Source organism: Niastella sp. OAS944, assembly GCA_024809215.1.
Taxonomy (GTDB): Bacteria; Bacteroidota; Bacteroidia; order Chitinophagales; family Chitinophagaceae; genus Niastella.
Map to the genome: position 1 here is coordinate 1688257 of JANUBW010000001.1, position 17400 is coordinate 1705656.

Annotated in this window: 10 protein-coding genes; 4 read left to right on the forward strand and 6 right to left on the reverse strand. The window is 43.2% G+C overall.

Going from position 1 to position 17400, the window contains the following annotated elements:
• Positions 1 to 2 precede the first annotated feature (2 nt).
• From GGD38_RS06640 to GGD38_RS06665, 6 genes are all read right to left on the reverse strand, one after another.
• On the reverse strand, positions 3 to 3200 hold the full coding sequence (locus tag GGD38_RS06640) for a SusC/RagA family TonB-linked outer membrane protein (RefSeq protein ID WP_375298798.1): 3198 nt from the start codon (positions 3198 to 3200) through the stop codon (positions 3 to 5).
• 335 nt (positions 3201 to 3535) lie between these two features.
• The gene (locus GGD38_RS06645) at positions 3536 to 4000 is read right to left on the reverse strand and encodes a lipid-binding protein (RefSeq protein WP_375298797.1); all 465 of its coding nucleotides are present in this window, start codon (positions 3998 to 4000) and stop codon (positions 3536 to 3538) included.
• A 42-nt stretch (positions 4001 to 4042) separates the two neighbouring features.
• Complete coding sequence (locus GGD38_RS06650; protein WP_375298796.1) at positions 4043 to 5515, reverse strand: SusD/RagB family nutrient-binding outer membrane lipoprotein; 1473 nt, start codon at positions 5513 to 5515, stop codon at positions 4043 to 4045.
• Positions 5516 to 5543: 28 nt separating this feature from the next.
• Positions 5544 to 8756, reverse strand: a complete 3213-nt coding sequence (locus tag GGD38_RS06655) for a SusC/RagA family TonB-linked outer membrane protein (RefSeq protein ID WP_375298795.1) — start codon at positions 8754 to 8756, stop codon at positions 5544 to 5546.
• 419 nt (positions 8757 to 9175) lie between these two features.
• Positions 9176 to 11200 carry a ComEA family DNA-binding protein gene (locus tag GGD38_RS06660; protein ID WP_375298794.1) on the reverse strand — a complete coding sequence of 675 codons (2025 nt, stop codon included), beginning with the start codon at positions 11198 to 11200 and terminating at the stop codon, positions 9176 to 9178.
• On the reverse strand, positions 11197 to 12018 hold the full coding sequence (locus GGD38_RS06665; RefSeq protein ID WP_375298793.1) for a hypothetical protein: 822 nt from the start codon (positions 12016 to 12018) through the stop codon (positions 11197 to 11199). Before GGD38_RS06665 ends, GGD38_RS06660 begins: the two co-directional genes overlap by 4 nt.
• A gap of 108 nt (positions 12019 to 12126) precedes the next feature.
• Here GGD38_RS06665 and folD point away from each other — a divergent pair, with 108 nt between their 5' ends.
• The 4 genes from folD (at position 12127) to dprA (ending at position 17201) form a co-directional block, all read left to right on the forward strand.
• Positions 12127 to 13002: a bifunctional methylenetetrahydrofolate dehydrogenase/methenyltetrahydrofolate cyclohydrolase FolD gene (gene folD / locus GGD38_RS06670; RefSeq protein WP_375298792.1), complete on the forward strand. Its 876-nt coding sequence runs from the start codon at positions 12127 to 12129 to the stop codon at positions 13000 to 13002.
• Positions 13003 to 13194: 192 nt separating this feature from the next.
• Complete coding sequence (locus GGD38_RS06675; RefSeq protein WP_375298791.1) at positions 13195 to 13815, forward strand: 7-carboxy-7-deazaguanine synthase QueE; 621 nt, start codon at positions 13195 to 13197, stop codon at positions 13813 to 13815.
• Positions 13816 to 13991: 176 nt separating this feature from the next.
• Positions 13992 to 15902, forward strand: a complete 1911-nt coding sequence (locus GGD38_RS06680; protein ID WP_375298790.1) for an OmpA family protein — start codon at positions 13992 to 13994, stop codon at positions 15900 to 15902.
• A 186-nt stretch (positions 15903 to 16088) separates the two neighbouring features.
• Positions 16089 to 17201 (forward strand): DNA-processing protein DprA, encoded by a 1113-nt coding sequence (gene dprA / locus GGD38_RS06685; protein WP_375298789.1) that lies wholly within the window; start codon positions 16089 to 16091, stop codon positions 17199 to 17201.
• Positions 17202 to 17400 lie beyond the last annotated feature (199 nt).

Genomic DNA, 17400 nt, shown 5'->3' on the forward strand with positions numbered 1-17400 from the left:
TTTTAGAATCTTAATTTTACATTTAATGCAATAGAGCGGGTAGTAGGGAACACACCACCCTGGTATCCCTGGAAGTTTCCTGCGCTGATCATATCTTCAGGATCGGCATAAGGCAGGTTCTTGTGTATAAGCCACAAGTTCCTTCCGATCAGTGAAAAGTCAACGCCCTTGAATATCTGCATTTTTCCAAGTGCTTCTTTAGGCAATGAATAAGTAAGAATGGTTTCTCTTAATTTAAGATAACTGGCATCATATACGAAACCGGCAGAAGGAAAATTATCGCTTCCCAACATGCCATTCTCAACAGCCACTCTTGTTGTATTAGCCTTTCCATCTTCAGTTACACCTGCAAATATTACCCCGCCGCCATCTGCCACGGCGTCTCTTTTCGGTTTGCCCTGGTCGTTCAAACCAACAGATTCAGGATACAATCCACTGTCGAACCCATAAGACAGGTCGAGCGTGTAAATCTGACCGCCCTTACGCATATCTAAAAGAAAACTGAGTGATAAATTTTTGTATTTAATGGTATTGTTAAGACCGCCGATCCAATCGGGATTTGGATTACCGATCACTTCATTGGCAGTATTAGAAATTACATAATACCCATCGTCATTAACAGTTCTTTGTCCGTTGGTATATACGAAATTTGAACCGCGGATGGTACCATAAGCCTGACCTAAACTGGCATTCAGCGATACACCGCCCTGGAAGCTTGCCAGCACCAGGTTATCAGATCCTTCAAACAACTCAATAACCTTATTGCGGTTACGGGTCCAGTTAAGATTCAGCGTCCAGGAGAAATTTTTGGTTTGAACCGGTGTTGCAAAAGCCGACAGCTCAATTCCCTTATTTTCAATAGTACCGGCATTGAGGAACTTGTTGCTATATCCGGTTGATGTTGATATTGCCAACGGCAGTATCTGGTCAACAGTTCTTGTGCGGTAATAAGTGGCATCAAAACCTACACGGCTTTTCAGGAACGACATTTCCAAACCAACTTCAGCGCTTCTGGTTTGCTCAGGTCTAAGGTTTGGATTGTTTTTGGTATTTGGAATAGTTGTAGTGGGTTCCGATCCGAATGGCGGTACAATATTATAAACATCCAACACGCTATAGATTGGAGCATCATTACCAACCTGGGCATAGTTAGTGCGTATTTTACCATAAGAAAGCCAGTCGAAACCAGGTAACAATTTAGAGAAAACCAAACCAAGAGAAACGGAAGGATAATAATATACGTTGTTATTCTTGGGAAGTGTAGAAGATTTATCTCTTCTTATAGTTGCATCGAGGGTAAGCATATCCTTCCAGCTGAAGGTGGCGCCGGCAAAATATCCATCCACTTCTCTTTTTCCATCAAACTCAACCGGAGCATTGATGAGGTTGGCAGAGTTCGCAAGAGAATAAATACCCGGAATAGCAAGTCCGCCATTGGTTATAGCCGAAACGCTTTGCGTATGTTGTTTGCGAATGTTAGTACCAATTAATGCCTTAAAATTAAGATCTGTAGAAATGTCCTTGTCGAAATTAGCGATCAGGTCAAAATTGGTTTCACGGTACGAACGGTCGAAACGGGAATAAGAAGGAACGCCAATACTTCCAATGGCCTGTCTTTCTTCCTGCAGTTCATTGTAAGAGTCATGACCAATTCTTCCCATTATATTCAGCCAGTCTGTTACCTTGTAATTCAGGTTAACATTACCGAAGATGCGATCGCGGCGGTCAGTTTCAAAATTTTCGTACCTGACAAAATATGGGTTGTCCCAATATATTGGAGTAAGGTCTGTAGGATCGGCCCAGTTCCAGGTAACATTTTTTCTTGTGCGGAAGTAGGCATCTTTTTGGGATTTTATATCAACATTTGTTTGCCACCACTGACGAAAGTTGGTCATCACGTTCTTATCGTCGTAACCGGTGCCATATCTTCCTTTACCGTTGATATTTGAAAAGTTGATTGAAGCCCCGGCGGTTAAATTATTAGCAACGTTATAAGTAGCCCCTAATGAAATAAGGTTTTTAACAATGTTACTATTGGGTAAAATACCATTATCATCAGTGCGGGTATAACCCAGTTTAAATGTTCCTTTATCTGATCCGCCATCAATATAAATGCTTTGGTTATTATTGAACGGCTTTTCAAAAAACGTGGAAGGGTCATTGGCTGCGCCAACCCAGGGCGTTGCCTTACCAAAGTTAGGCGATGTTTTATCAAAAGCATCCCACTGGTATACCATTAAATTGGGATCGAATTTGCCACCAAATGAAGCATCTTCACTCGTTGGGGTTACCAGGTCATCTACACCATCACCGTTTATATCTCTATAAAAGAAAAAGCCGGTTGGGTCTTCGTAATAGGGTCCATAACCACCACCATATTCTTTCTGATATTTTGTGAACGTTTTTTTATCAATAAACCCTAAACTGATACCTGAGTTAACAGTAACGCCGAGGCCTTTTGAACGTTTTTTAGTTGTGATCAATATTACACCATTGCTACCGCGTGAACCATATAACGCAGTGGCAGCAGCGCCTTTTAAAGCAGTGATAGATTCAATGTCATCGGGGTTAAGGTCGGCTGCGGCATTACCATAATCATAACCGCCCCTGCCCGTAAGCTGATCGGGGGAATTGGTATTATCATTATTATAAGGTACTCCATCAACCACAAATAAAGCCTGGTTGTTACCTACAAATGATTTTACACCACGCATGGTTACGTTGGTTGAACCACCTAAACCATTGGACTGCCTGATCTCGAGGCCTGCAACTTTGCCCGACATCCCGCTAATGAAGTTATTGGACCTGGTTTTACTTACTTCATCGCCATTGATAGTTTGGGCTGCGTAAGCAAGTTGGTTACGGGTTCTTTTAATACCCTGAGCGGTAATAATTACCTCCCGCATGGCTTCCAATGTTTTTAACGAAACCAGCAAAGAGCCTGAGCTTGAGGCTTTTGCTTCGGCTTGTTCAAAACCTACAGCGGAAATAACGAATGTGGCATTGGGAGAAGCAGTGATAGTGAAGTTGCCGTTTGCATCTGCGGCTACGGCACTGTTAGTGCCTTTGATTTTGATAGTTGCAAAAGGAATAGGATCTCCTTTTGTGTCCTTGACCTGCCCGGTCATAGTTTTGTTTTGACCCAGGGCCATAGCAGTGCATAGTACTAACACTGCTATAAGTGATAGCATTTTTCTCATGTGACTTGTAAGTTTAAAATGTGACGAACCTGTTCTAAATGTATAGAAAACCTGATATAATATAAAAAAAAGTTAAAAAGGCATTCCTTAACATTTAGAGCCAATTTGAGCTAGACAAGATGAATTTGCAAAGCGCTGCAACTGTCACGGGCATGGAAATAGCTAAAAAATGAGCTTTCGGGAAGCTCTTATTACATACCCTAACAATAATATTCATATGTAATTAACTCATATGCATATGTAAAATGCGGGTAAATGGGGATTTTGGGCAATAAAAAAACCATTCGTCAACTGACGAATGGTTTTTTAGACAAATATTATATTATGTAGCTAACTTAATAATCGTCCGCTTCGAACCTTGTTCTTGCCACACCGCTAAAGATATGTTTCACTCCCGGAGCGTTTGAAAACTCAGCTTCCATATAAATGCTGTCGGTTATATTACCCGTTTGAGATTTGCCGCCTTTGGGGATAACCTTTCCGTTTGTGATATTTACGGTACTAATAAGATTACTGGTAAAATTCTTTGAATTCTGAACAGAAAAAGTAAGGCTTGATGGATCAATTTTCACTTTAACCAGGAATGCGTTTGGCGCTTTGGTCGTCGAAATCCACATAGAATCCTCATTAGCCGAGGTATTATAAGTTGTTATTTTTCTAACGACTGCACCATTATCTGTAGCCCACCATTCATTTGAAAGCGCTTCTGTGGCAGTGCCTCCCGCATCGGGCAAATCTTTTGAACAGGCCCACATACCTGCAGCTCCAAGTATTAATATTACTATCAATATATTTTTCATAACAGTTGTGTTAATCTTTAAATTATGTATTGCTTTTTCAACTTACTTTAATGCCCACCAAACCGGTGTTGTAATAGGCACTTCAGCCGGTGTGTTCCTGTTTCTTGATCTTTCCACATCGGGATACACCAGACGTTTAGGGAATTGGCCATTACCTGTTACACCGTTGGGTGAGTACACAAACTGACCTGGAATATAGCTTGGTGAAGTTGAGTATACAGCGCTTGCTCTGGGGTACCCGGTCCGGTTTCTTTCAAAAAACGCTTCCAGCGCATGCGTTCCGTAAGCTAATGACGCCCATTTCTGAACCATTATAGCTTCCAGTTTTTCATCCTCGTTTCCGGCTGCCGGGAATTCATATACGCCACCAGACGCTACAAATGGTTTACCATCATAACCAGTTTCGTCAAATGTAGTTTCAACTGCTTTATTGTATAACGCCTGGGTTTGATCTGCGGCAAAATATCGCAACCTGGCTTCGGCCTGCATGAAATAGCTTTCAGCTTCCGATATCATGTTAACCGGGTCGGTTTCATGTTGACGAAGTACAGTAGCCTTGCCATATATGGTTCCCAAATAATCACCCTGGTGTATCACAGCAGGTGTTGTAGAATCGAAATAATATGAAATTCGTGGATCATTGTTAGCCTGTAACCAGCTAACAAATGTTTTACTGGCGCGCAGGTTGGTAGTGGTATTTAACCGTTGCACATTATAAGCATAAAACGGATTTTGCTTATCAGGCGTTTTAGTAAATCCTGTAACAGCAGCAGTTGTATCCAGAAACTTTGCTCCACTGGTATATAATTTCTCAATTCCTGCCTTCGCTTCGGCGGATTTTGCATTTACCATTCGCAAATACATTTTTAATTTCAGCGTATTGGCAAACTGCATCCACCTATCCATATCCCCACCAAAAACAAGATCGCTTGTTCCCGGATCAGTATTGGTTTTGGCAGTAAAATCCTTGCCCAGGGCTTCGTCTATTTTACTTAACAGGTCGGTATAAATGCTATACCCGTCATCAAAAGCAGGCGTTAAATTAGCTTTACCCTGCAACGCCTGTGAATAAGGGATCTTATCATATAAGTCGGCCAACACCTGTGCAGTATATGCTTTCATAACGGTACCCATCAGGAAAAAATTCCAGTCGCCTTTTGCTTTAGAGCTATCTATCACATACTGGTAGTTGTTCAATGCGCCTGAAAACAGTTCGGAGTAAGGGCCGTTATAATCGGTACTTTGTAAGTTGTAAGCATCAACTGTTCTGTACTGGCTCGATGATGCAGATTGTGAATAATACTGCGACCATATGCCACCAATGATATTTAACTCAGCTCCTGTTCTTCCAACAGTAGACATAACGGCAGCCGGGAAAATTAATCTCGGAGAGCCCTGGTTTACCAAAGGATAGTTGGGATCTACATTTATATCAAGCTGCTTTTTGCAACCAAACAGCACCACTGAAGAAGCGGCAAGGAATATATATAGTGACTTTTTTATTGTTAGGTTCATACTTCAATATTTTTAAAATCCTGATTTATTAAAAGCTTGCTCTCAGTGTAACACCAAATTGTTTTAAACTTGGGCCGGTTCTGAATTCACCAAATTCACTCTGCAAGTCGTTACCAAAGTTGGTTACCTCTGGGTCAATGTACGTATTTGACTTGGGCGTCCACACCAGGAAGTTTCTACCGTAAGCAGTCAATGATAAGTTCGATGCCCTGATCTTTGAAGCAATGCTTTGTGGCAGTCTGTATGTAAGCGTTACATCGCGCAATTTCAGGAATGACCTGTCGATGATCCTGTCACGATAAACCAATCCTTTATTTGAAGTGTGATAGAAATAAGTATCAAACTGCGCTTCACCTATCGCTTTCGTGTTTTCAACATAAATGGTTTTACCACTACCGTCTACAACCTGGTTAACAGAATTGGGAACTACGAATGGTTTGCGGTCGTTAAATGTTGTTGCGCGGGCGCCACCGGTGAACAACAGCAGATCGGCTGTACCACTGTAAAACATGCCACCTTTTCTGTAGTCGAAAGAGAAGCCAAGCTGAAAATCTTTATAGGTAAATGTATTCTGCAATCCCATCATAAAGTCGCGTTGCGAAGAACCATATTCTCCTTTATCTGGAGCTACAACGGGGAATCCGGTTTTGGCATCTACTACGATCTTTCCATCAGGTGAATATACAGGAACAGGGGCCAGGAAAATACCGAGGGGTTTGCCAGGGATGGCATCAAATTCCGCATCGTAGCCTGTTTGCAAAATTACTTTATCGAGGCCATCATTCAATCTTTCAACATTACTACGGTTACGTGCAAAGGTGTAATTGAACGTCCAGCTAAAATCTTTCGTTTTAACAGGCGTTACATCCAACGCTACCTCTACCCCTTTGTTACTAACCAGTCCAATGTTTTGAACCAGGGTAGTATATCCAGATCCGGGAGAAATAGGCACGTTGAAGATCTGTCCCTCAGTACGTTTATCATAATAGTTCGCATCGATGCCAATACGACCATTAAGGAACCGTGCTTCTACACCCAATTCGGCCTCACTGGTAATAACCGGTTCAAGATTCAGGTTGTTGATCTGTTTGCTGAGGCTATAAGCGCCTACACCATTAAACGGAAACGTGATATTGCCAAAGCCCAGGAAAATATTGCCTGGTGTTAAAGTAGAATTTACCTGATAAGGAGAAGCGTCGGCACCTGTTTTTCCGTAAGCGGCCCTGAATTTCAATAAAGAAACAGGCGTACGGCTTAAGTCGAATGTTTGTGAAGCGATCCACGACAGGTTAGCGCCGGGATAGAAGAAACTGTTCTTATTAATGGGCAGTGTTGACGACCAGTCGTTACGGGCATTTACTGTTAAGAACAGCTGGCCTAAATAACCTAATGTAGCCTGTGCGTAAGTACCGATCAACCTTCTTTTCGCAATGATCTCGGTACCGGTAGGCAGGTTAACCGAGTTCGATAAATTATAAAAACCAGGAACTAACAGCCCTTCAATACGGGTTGTAACACCTTTTGACTCCGACTGGTTATAAGTACCACCTAAAATACCTTCGAGATTAAATTTAGAACCCAGGTCCTTATTTACTTTCAGATTGAAAATGGTATTAAATGAACCTTCGTAGTTGGTTATTTCGGCATACGAACCTATGTCGGGTTGTCTTGCTGAACCTTCAGGGTTTTCGCCAGCATTCCAGCTTCCAGGCGTTGGTGCATTTACTGCATTCCATGCACTGGTACGGGCGTTGGTAAAATCGCCCCCTGTAATTAATTCAGCCGAAAGCCAGTCGGTAAACTTGTAACCCAGTGTAACGTTTCCAAAAATGCGATCAGAGTTTTGCTTACTGCCATTTTCATACACACCGTAATATGGGTTTTCGGCATAAGGTGTAAAATAGTTATCTACGTTATAGAAGGTGCTTTTGTAATTCTTCATCTCCTTTAACGGAATGTCGACAGGGATCTGCAACAGATCTTCAAAAATAGCAGAACCTACACCGCCAACGGCTCTTGTAGCCGGAGCGTTCATACGTCTGTTAATGTAGTTTACAGAAGTATTAAGGGTGAAATTCTTATAGGTTGAATTTGAGCGGAACGCAAAACTGTGGCGTTGGAGCTTATCGGCACCGCTGGGAATAATACCATTGCTGAATACATTACCATAAGAAAAATAAAATTTATTGATCTCGTTTCCACCAGATAGTGAAATGGTATTATTGTTTTCTGTACCCGTTTCGTAAAAATCCCTGATGTTATCATGAAATGAAAACGGCTTTTTCAATTGCACGCCATCAACTGTTGCACCCCATGGGCGTTCTATACCATCCAGCTTAGGACCCCAGCTACCATTTTCAGGCAGAAGGTCCAAACCACTCCAGCCCTGTCCGAACTCTTCTTGCAAGTCTGGTGTTTTGCCCACTCTGGAGATATTGAATGTGCTGGTAAAATCAATTCTCAGTTTTCCGGCCTTACCACGCTTAGTGGTGATCATAATAGTACCGTTCTTTGCCTGAGAACCATATAAAGCCGAAGCGGCTGTTCCTTTCAGTACAGTTATACTTTCAATATCATTCGGGTTGATGTAATTCAATCCGTTTCCATAATCGTACATACCATCCGAAGCGGCCCTTGCCTGACCAATAGGAACATCGCCGCTTGAAGCAGGGCGCGCATCAGTTAAGGGAACACCATCAATAACATACAACGGTTGGTTGTTACCACCTGAAATTACACCGTAACCACGCAGCACCACTTTAGATGATGAACCGGGTGTACCACTAACGGTAGAGATATCCGCGCCGGCAATTTTACCCTGCAACGCATCCAATGCTCCTAACGGCGCTACCTTATTGATATTTTCAGTGTTGAATGTGGTGGTAGAATAACCCACTTTAGCTTTGCTTTTTACCTGCCCCATAGCAGTAACCACTACTTCTTTTAGTGATTCCTGTTCTTTTAAGCCAATTGAAAGGGTTGTTTGGGTGCCTGCATTGATCTCAAGCGCCTGAAAGCCTGCTCCTGAAACAATTAAAACCGCACCTTCTGGAATGTTAACAGAGAATTTACCGTTTTGGTCGGCAGCCACTGCAACTTTACTGCCTTTTACTTTTACCGTGGCAAAGGGAATTGGGTTTCCCTGCGCATCTTTTACTTCGCCGGCCACTGAGCGATTTTGGCCGGAAGTTATAGCAACGAATGCAAATAGCATCGCTGCCATCAGTAGAATTTTTCTCATGAGACTTTGTGAATTTTTAGTTTTTGATTTAATCTTCCAAACGTTAAGTTTTAGTTAGGAATCTTAAATCGGGTGCAAATAAATAAAATTTTTGCTAACCGTTAGACAAATTGAATTTTATAAATGCTGCAAAAAATTTTACAGCTATACCTTCATCAAGAAAACTTATTTGTTATGTAAGCATGCTTAAACCCACACCTGCACAGGATTTGAAGTAGGTTGAAAAAAGTTTTACAATGCCCTATTTTTTTTACACACCGTTAGTAAGAGATTAAAGTTATCCACACTCAAGACAAGAAAATAGCTTTAAAATTACACCAACGGCAAGCTGATATAAATTTTAATTACGGTATGATGCATAACCGAAGTTTGCTCTTTAATATATTTTTAATATGCTGCTAACGTTAGTAACCTATATGTTATATTCTAACAAAAATAAGTTGCATCTTAATATTTGAGCTGTTATATGCCTCAACTGCATTTTCCGATGCTTCAACTGCAGCTTTAAATGGATGAACAGATTGTGCAAATGAAAAGGCAAGCAAACAATTCAACCTGCTCTTTTGTTGTTTGGAGAAAAGTCGTGTTAACCAGCAATTAACATTTAGAATATATCGAAGCGATTTATTGAACTGTGCAGGAATTGAAAAATTATACATCACTGTGTTCTCCCAGGCATATATGCGGCTGTTGTAACCACCCGTTTCAACATACTGTAACCGGGCGTTAAAAAAGAAGGGCTTCATGGGTGGCTTTACAAAAACATCTGTATATAATAAAAAGCCGGTTTCTTTTTTTGTGCTTTCGCTGCCATACCATACCGTTTCAACCCGGCTGCGTAACTCAACCATCTTGTTAAGCCGGTAATTTATATGTGTTCGCCAGTTTAACCGTTTCACAATATCACCCATGCCGTCCTCTTTAGCTTCATGCCGTAACCGGGTGTACATTGTCACATATTTATTTTGTGTGTATTCAAGTTGAACCAGGTATTCCTGACCGCCGGAAGGTGCATTCACTTTATATTTTAACCAGGGAAATTTAAAAACATCGGCATAAACCTGCAACCGCCAACCATGCACAGGCCTTATTGATAACCCGGCATACAACCCATTTTCATTTACAGGCAACCGGTTTTCGGTAAAGGCGTTGCTGAAAAGCGATTGGTAACGGCTGCTAATGTTGCGGTAAACAACAGCAAGATCAACGCGTGGGTCAAGACTGGCCAGCAGGCCATGCACCATGGCCTTATTATACAATTTATCAACAGCTACTTCACCATACACATGCATGTTGCGGACCGTATAACTATAATCGAAACTATAATTGCTCCAGGTACGGCCGCTGATGGCATAACGATCATACGGCTCATCGGCCGGCTGTAAAGGATTCGATAAATTATACTGAACTGTGTTTATAGCAATATGCGACCGGTTGTTCGATACCTTAACCGATCCGCCTGCAGTTATACATTGAACGTTATAACGGTCGTTCAATTCCGCCACTGTTCGGTAGTATCCCACAGTTTGTATAGAAGATATACTATCGCTTACCAGGTTGGCGCTTAATTTACGGGCCGAAGCAAATACCGTACATTGGAACGCATTCTTTTGCAAGGTCACCCCAACGCCCCGGTGAAAATTATATTCACCGGCCGAGTTATACGGCAGTAATGCTGGTCCCTGTCTTTTTATAGCCAATACCTCAGCGCTTTTTTTGAATGCCAACCCCTGCCATTGTATAAGCCCCTGCCCAAACCCTACGGCAAAATCGCCAATGGCCAGCGATTGCACAATACCCAGCTTTCGGGCGAAGAAATGAAATGAATAAAAATCGAAGCCGTTCTTTTGCGCCCCTTTAAAGAATTGTTCACCCGCATCTTTATCGCCCGTTATTCCATATTGCATCAGGTTCTTATAATTATATTTATAACGGAACAAAACAGCCGATGGATGACCCAGGTAGTTTTCTGTAGCCTTCTTATCTTCTTCGTCATTACTCACTGTTGTGGCAAACCGCAATAAGGCAGTTTGTTCACCATGTTGTAGCCGCTCGCCCAGCCGTTCTACAATACTTTTTGCATCACTCACGGTAACATATGGCAGTAATTGCTTAATAGTATACACATCCCAACCCGGAATGGCCTGCAATTCATAAATGTTCAGCAACGCACCCAACTGTTTACGATACAATAAAAAATTGCTGATTTGCAGGTCGCTCAACAGGCGCAAGGTCTTTAGTTCATTTTCAGTAACTGCATTCAGGTTCAATGGATGTTTTTGCAAATACAACAACTGTTGCCATTGGGTATCATCATCAGCAACGCCCTCTTCGCGTTCGGCCTGCATTTCGAGCTGTTGTTCATTTACCGGTTCTGCCGGCCGCTCCTGGGCCACAACTATTATCCCCTGTCCTATAAGCCAAATGACAAGCGGCCATTTCATGGTTCTGTTTTTTGTTTACCATAAAAAAGTAGCAGTACGCCGGGCGAAAGACCCAATTGCGGATGATAGCGTACACTCACGTCGGCGCGACAATTTTTCCATTGCCAGCCCAGTCCGGCATAAGGCGAAGTTGTTGCCGTGGTGATGCCCGTTCGTAGAAATAATTTATCGGGCACAGCCATATATTGTAAACCGGCCTGCACATTTACAGGCCGGTCTTCTTCTTTAGTAAGCTCAGCGCTTAGAAATAATTGTTTAGAAACCTCATACCCGGCCCCAAACTGGTAAACGGCCGCCAGCTTTTCTTCTGCGTGATTACGAAACCGCCCACCTGCGGGGTTAACTATATGAATACCAGTTACCAGGGCAGTATTTACCCGCCACTGGGTGGCCACTTCAAAACCAATCGCCGCATCATTGCCATACCCGGCAACATGCATCATATTATAATTGAACTGTACACCCACGCTTACCTTTCCCAGGTTGCGGCCATAGGCAATACCTACCTGGCTTTCGTTGAAATCGCTGTACCCCGCGTATTGCATGGCAATACCAATACCGCCCCGGCTTACCGGAATGGCCATGGAACCCAGGTACATAGACAGCTCCTGTAACCCATATTTTTGTTCGGCATATAAACCCGCGCTGGTTCGTGTAAGATCACCCAGCACCGCCTGGTTGGCAAGAAAGGAAAACGATTGGGTAAATTGGTGACTATAGGCGCCCAAACCGGTATATAATGTACCGGGGGAGTAATGAATTGACTGACCATGGGCCAGGCAATGGATAAGAAATAATGGCAATAGCAAATTCTTCACAGCAGCAAGCTTTCAGTATTTGATCATTAAACATATTCAAAATGCGTAATATAAAAAAATCTTTCTTACCGGTTAGGGCAGCAACGCGCAGCCCGTTACCTTTGCGCAATGAAAATTTTAGACGGGCAGCTTGTATCACAGGCAACAAAGGATGAATTAAAAATTAAAGTGGCTCAACTGGTAGCCGAAGGTAAAAAAGTGCCGCACCTGGCCGCCATACTGGTGGGTAACAACGGCGCCAGCGAAACCTATGTGGGTTCAAAAGTGCGTACCTGCGAAGAGATCGGGTTCCGCTCCACCCTCATCCGCCTCGAGGATACCATCAGTGAGTTTAAACTGCTGGAAACCATTGAACAATTGAACAATGACCTCGATATTGACGGTATTCTTGTTCAGCTGCCGCTGCCTAAACATATTTCTGACGAAAAAGTGATCAATGCCATTCACCCCAGCAAAGACGTTGACGGGTTTCACCCGGTAAGCGTAGGAAAAATGGTTCAATCGCTGCCTACCTTTATACCTGCTACCCCGCATGGCATTATGCTGATGCTGGAACATTATAAAATCGATACCAAGGGCATGCATGCCGTTGTTATTGGTCGCAGTAATATCGTTGGCCGCCCAATGAGCATTTTGCTCAGCGCCAATACCAACCCAGGTAACTGTACAGTAACCATTTGCCATTCGGCAACTAAGAATTTGAAAGAGCTTTGCCTGCAGGCTGATATTATTGTAGCAGCTTTAGGCCGCCCCGAATTTGTAACTGCCGATATGGTTAAAGAAGGTGCCATTGTAATTGACGTAGGTATTACCCGCGTAGCCGACGCCACCAAGAAAAGAGGGTATGCATTAAAAGGCGATGTACAGTTTGATACCGTTGCGCCCAAATGTTCTTACATTACTCCTGTTCCCGGCGGTGTAGGGCCTATGACCATTGCGGCATTGATGAAGAATACCTATAATGCCTGTTTGCTCAAACATTAATTAATCATTGTTGAATATTGTTGCCTTAGCGGGCATAGGATACAAATTACCTAATGTGATAATGAGATAATGTGATAATTCGCACATCCGGGAAGCCCAATTACATTCGGAGTTCACGACAATCAGGCATTATCACATAAGCTAATTATCGAATTATCACATTCGTTTTTATTTTCCCGAACTTTGTTTTCAATGACAAAAGCTACTATAGATACAATTCAATATCCGGTGATGGAGTCTTTTTATACGCTGCAAGGTGAAGGCTTCCATCAGGGAAAGGCTGCTTACTTCATTCGCCTTGGCGGGTGCGATGTAGGCTGTGTGTGGTGCGATGTAAAAGAAAGCTGGGATGGTGGAAAACACCCCTTACAAACAATCGATAAAATAGTGGCCGGCGCCAGCGCCGAGCCCGGCCGGCTGGCCATCGTTACCGGCGGCGAGCCGCTGATGCATAACCTCGATGCGCTGACCGATGCCCTGCATGAAGCCGGTTTTCAAACCAATATTGAAACCTCTGGTGCCTGGCCGGTAAGCGGTAGCTGGGACTGGATCTGCCTTTCTCCCAAAAAATTCAAAGCGCCCCTGCCCGAAATACTTCCACTGGCCAATGAGCTAAAAGTGGTGGTTTATAATAAAAGCGATTTTGAATGGGCCGAAAAATATGCTGCATTGGTTTCGCCCACCTGTAAATTGTATTTGCAACCCGAATGGAGCAAAGTTGCTACGGTAACGCCGCTGATCATTGACTACATTAAAGCCAATCCCCGTTGGGAATTCTCGCTGCAGCTGCATAAATACATTAACGTTCCGTAAGCGCCCATTATAACATCTTCTTACCATTTTATCAGGCTGTATTTTCGTCTTATAGCCTGATAAACAGGTTTTTCCTGAAAAGTTTAATCATTTTTTATCTTTAGCTTTCAAAATTGGACTGATTTTGAGGATAATAGCCGTGTTATGGTTTGATGACACCCGATAAAGTAAATCTGATGATGAAAAAACTAATTATAATATCCATGTGCGCCGTGCTCCTTTGTATAACAGCAAAAGCGCAATACGATCCCGATAAAGTAAATAAAAAGGCCAAGGCCCTTTTCGAAAAAGCATATGGCATTGCCATGAACGGCCAATATGATGAAAGCATTAAAACCTTACAGGACGCCATCAAATTAGAACCGCGTTACCTGGAAGCCTTTTTATCAATAGCAGGCCTGTATTTTGAACAAAAGAAATACCAAAGTGCCATAGAATATTACGAAAAGTCAAAGGCCATTGACAGCAGCTGGTTCAAAGATTACAATCTCCCCTACTCTATTAACCTGGCCGGTGTTGGGCAATTTGATAAGGCATTAAAAGCCATAGATGATTTTCTTTCCATTCCCAACCTTAACGCACAAAGCCTGAAGGCCGCCAATTACCGTCGTCAAACCTATCAGTTTGCAATAGACTATGCCAATCAACACCCATTGAATGGTTACCGGTTTGAACCGCAAAATATGGGCGATAGCATCAACAGTGTATACCTTGAGTATTTTCCCACGCTCACCATCGACAATAAAGAATTTATTTTTACGCGCCGGGTAAATGGCCAGGAAGACTTTTATGGGTCGAAATGGGAGAATGGTCATTGGACCAAAGCGCAGCCACTGCCCGGTTTTATAAATTCAAACCAGAATGAAGGCGCGCAAACTATTTCGCAGGATGGGCAATGGCTTATTTTCACCGGTTGTAATTTCCCTTATGGCTATGGTAGTTGCGACCTGTATATTTCTTACTTAACGCCCGAAGGCTGGAGCAAGCCCGAAAATATGGGCAACAGAATAAATACCGAAGCCTGGGAATCGGCGCCCAGCCTGAGCCCCGATAAACGCGACCTGTATTTTGCCAGCGGCCGCCTTGGTGGTTATGGCGGACAAGACCTATACGTTTGTCACCAGTTACCCAATGGCCGCTGGAGCGATCCTGAGAACCTGGGCCCCGAAATAAATACTATTGGTGACGAAATTGCGCCGTTCATACATGCCGATAACCAAACATTGTACTTTACTTCGAGTGGCCACCTGGGTTATGGCGGCAGCGACCTGTTTTTAGCACGCAAAAAAGGTAAAGGGTGGGAAAAACCAATCAACCTTGGCTACCCCATCAATACCATCGAAAACGAAGGCAGCCTGGTTATTGCCGCCGATGGTAAAACCGCTTATTATAACAGCGATAGAAACGATACCCGCGGCGGAACTGATCTATACACATTCCAATTACGTGAAGATATTCGGCCAGCCCGCACATTATGGGTAAAAGGAAAAGTGTATGATAAGAAAACATCGAAAGGTTTACCTTCAGCTGTTGAATTAACCGACCTCAGCACCAGCAATGTGTTAAGCCGTGTTCAAACGGATGGCACAGGTAATTACTTAATTACTTTACCTGTTGGTAAAGACTACGCATTCAATGTAAAAAGAAAAGGCTACCTGTTCTTCTCTGAGAACTTTCCGCTTAGTCAAAAGGCACCCGATTCAACTTACAGTATCGATATTCCATTGCAGCCCATTGAAGCCAATGCCAGCATTGTGTTGAAGAACATCTTTTACGACCTGGGTAAATTTGATCTGAAGCCCGAATCAACCATTGAATTGGATAATATCTTTCAGCTAATGAAAGAAAACCCGACGTTGAAAATTCAGATCAGCGGCCATACCGATAATATTGGTAAACCTGCCGATAACCTTACCCTTTCGAACAACCGGGCACAAGCTGTTGTAAAATACCTGGTGAGCAAAGGCATTGAAGTAGGTCGCCTTACCTTTAAAGGTTTTGGCGCCACCAAACCGGTTGCAGATAATGCTACAGAAGAAGGCAGAGCACAGAACAGAAGAACGGAGTTACAGGTTATAAGCCAATGACAATAGTTTCCGGTTACCAGTTAACGGTTGCCAGGAAAAACAGCCGTTCTGCGATGCAGAACGGCTGTTTTGTTTTCGGCCCGGAAACTGGTAACAGGTAACTGGTAACTGCTTCTAATTACAAAGAAACCTCGTATCTTAGGGGAAGCATCATTTGAACATTGCCTATCAATTTACCATTGCCTTATGATCAAAATAACCAACGATCTGCTATACCAGCTTGCACTAACGCAAGTACCACAAATTGGCTGTGTACATGCCAAACTACTTATACAACAATTCCATTCAGCCGAAGCTGTTTTCAAAGCCCGCATAACCGATCTCGAAAAAACAGAAGGCATAGGTACTGTACGAGCCCGCTGCATAAAATCGTTCAGCAATTTTATACAACTCGAAAAGGAAATCGCCTTTATTGAAAAGTACAAAATAAAACCGCTGTTCATTAACCAACCGCAATACCCGCAACGGCTACTCCATTGCTACGATTCGCCCACCATGCTTTTTTACCGTGGCGGAACCGATCTCAACACGGCCCGTGTGGTTTCGGTAATAGGCACCCGCATTAACTCAACTTACGGCAAACAACTTACCGAAAAACTGGTGCAGGAGCTGGCTGCTTACGGGGCGCTTGTTGTAAGTGGCCTTGCATTTGGCATTGATGCTATTGCCCACAGGGCGGCATTGAATAACAATGTACCAACCGTAGGCGTACTCGCACATGGCCTCGATTCAATATATCCATCAGAGCATGCCGGCCTGGCCAAAGAAATGATAAAACAAGGTGGTGGCCTGCTTACTGAATTTGCCAGCGATGTAACAGCCGAAAAACATCATTTTCCCGTGCGTAACCGAATTGTTGCCGGTCTGTGCGATGCCGTTGTAGTTATTGAAACAGGTACAAAGGGCGGAAGTATGATCACCGCAGAGCTGGCAAACGGGTATAATCGCGATGTATTTGCCTATCCCGGCAAAACAACCGATGCCAAAAGTGCAGGCTGTAATGCCCTTATCAAAAACAATAAGGCCATTTTGCTTACCGAAACACATGAATTGGCAGAAAGTTTAGGCTGGGACCAACCTGTTTCAAAAAAAATTTCGGCCCAAAAAGAACTTTTTGTTCACTTAAATGCTGAAGAAAAAACCATTGTTGAACAGTTACAGGAAAAACAACCCTTACATATCGATGAATTAAATCTCCGCTGCGGCATCAGCACCAGTTCAATGGCCGCGGCTATCCTTAACCTCGAATTGCAAAATATAGTACAGGCCCTGCCGGGTAAAATGTACAAACTTACCTAATCACCACATTTTCAGTTGTTACCCCGCGCTGGGGCTTACTACAATTTCTCCCACCCGTTTCCTGACCTTGTTTTGACCTCATTCCGGACTTAACCCACACTTCTCCCGGTTTTACCCACCTTTCATAGGAGAACCTGGGAGAATCCCGGGAGAATGGAGGGAGAATGGTGGGAGAAATGTGCCATGAGCCTGGAACGAG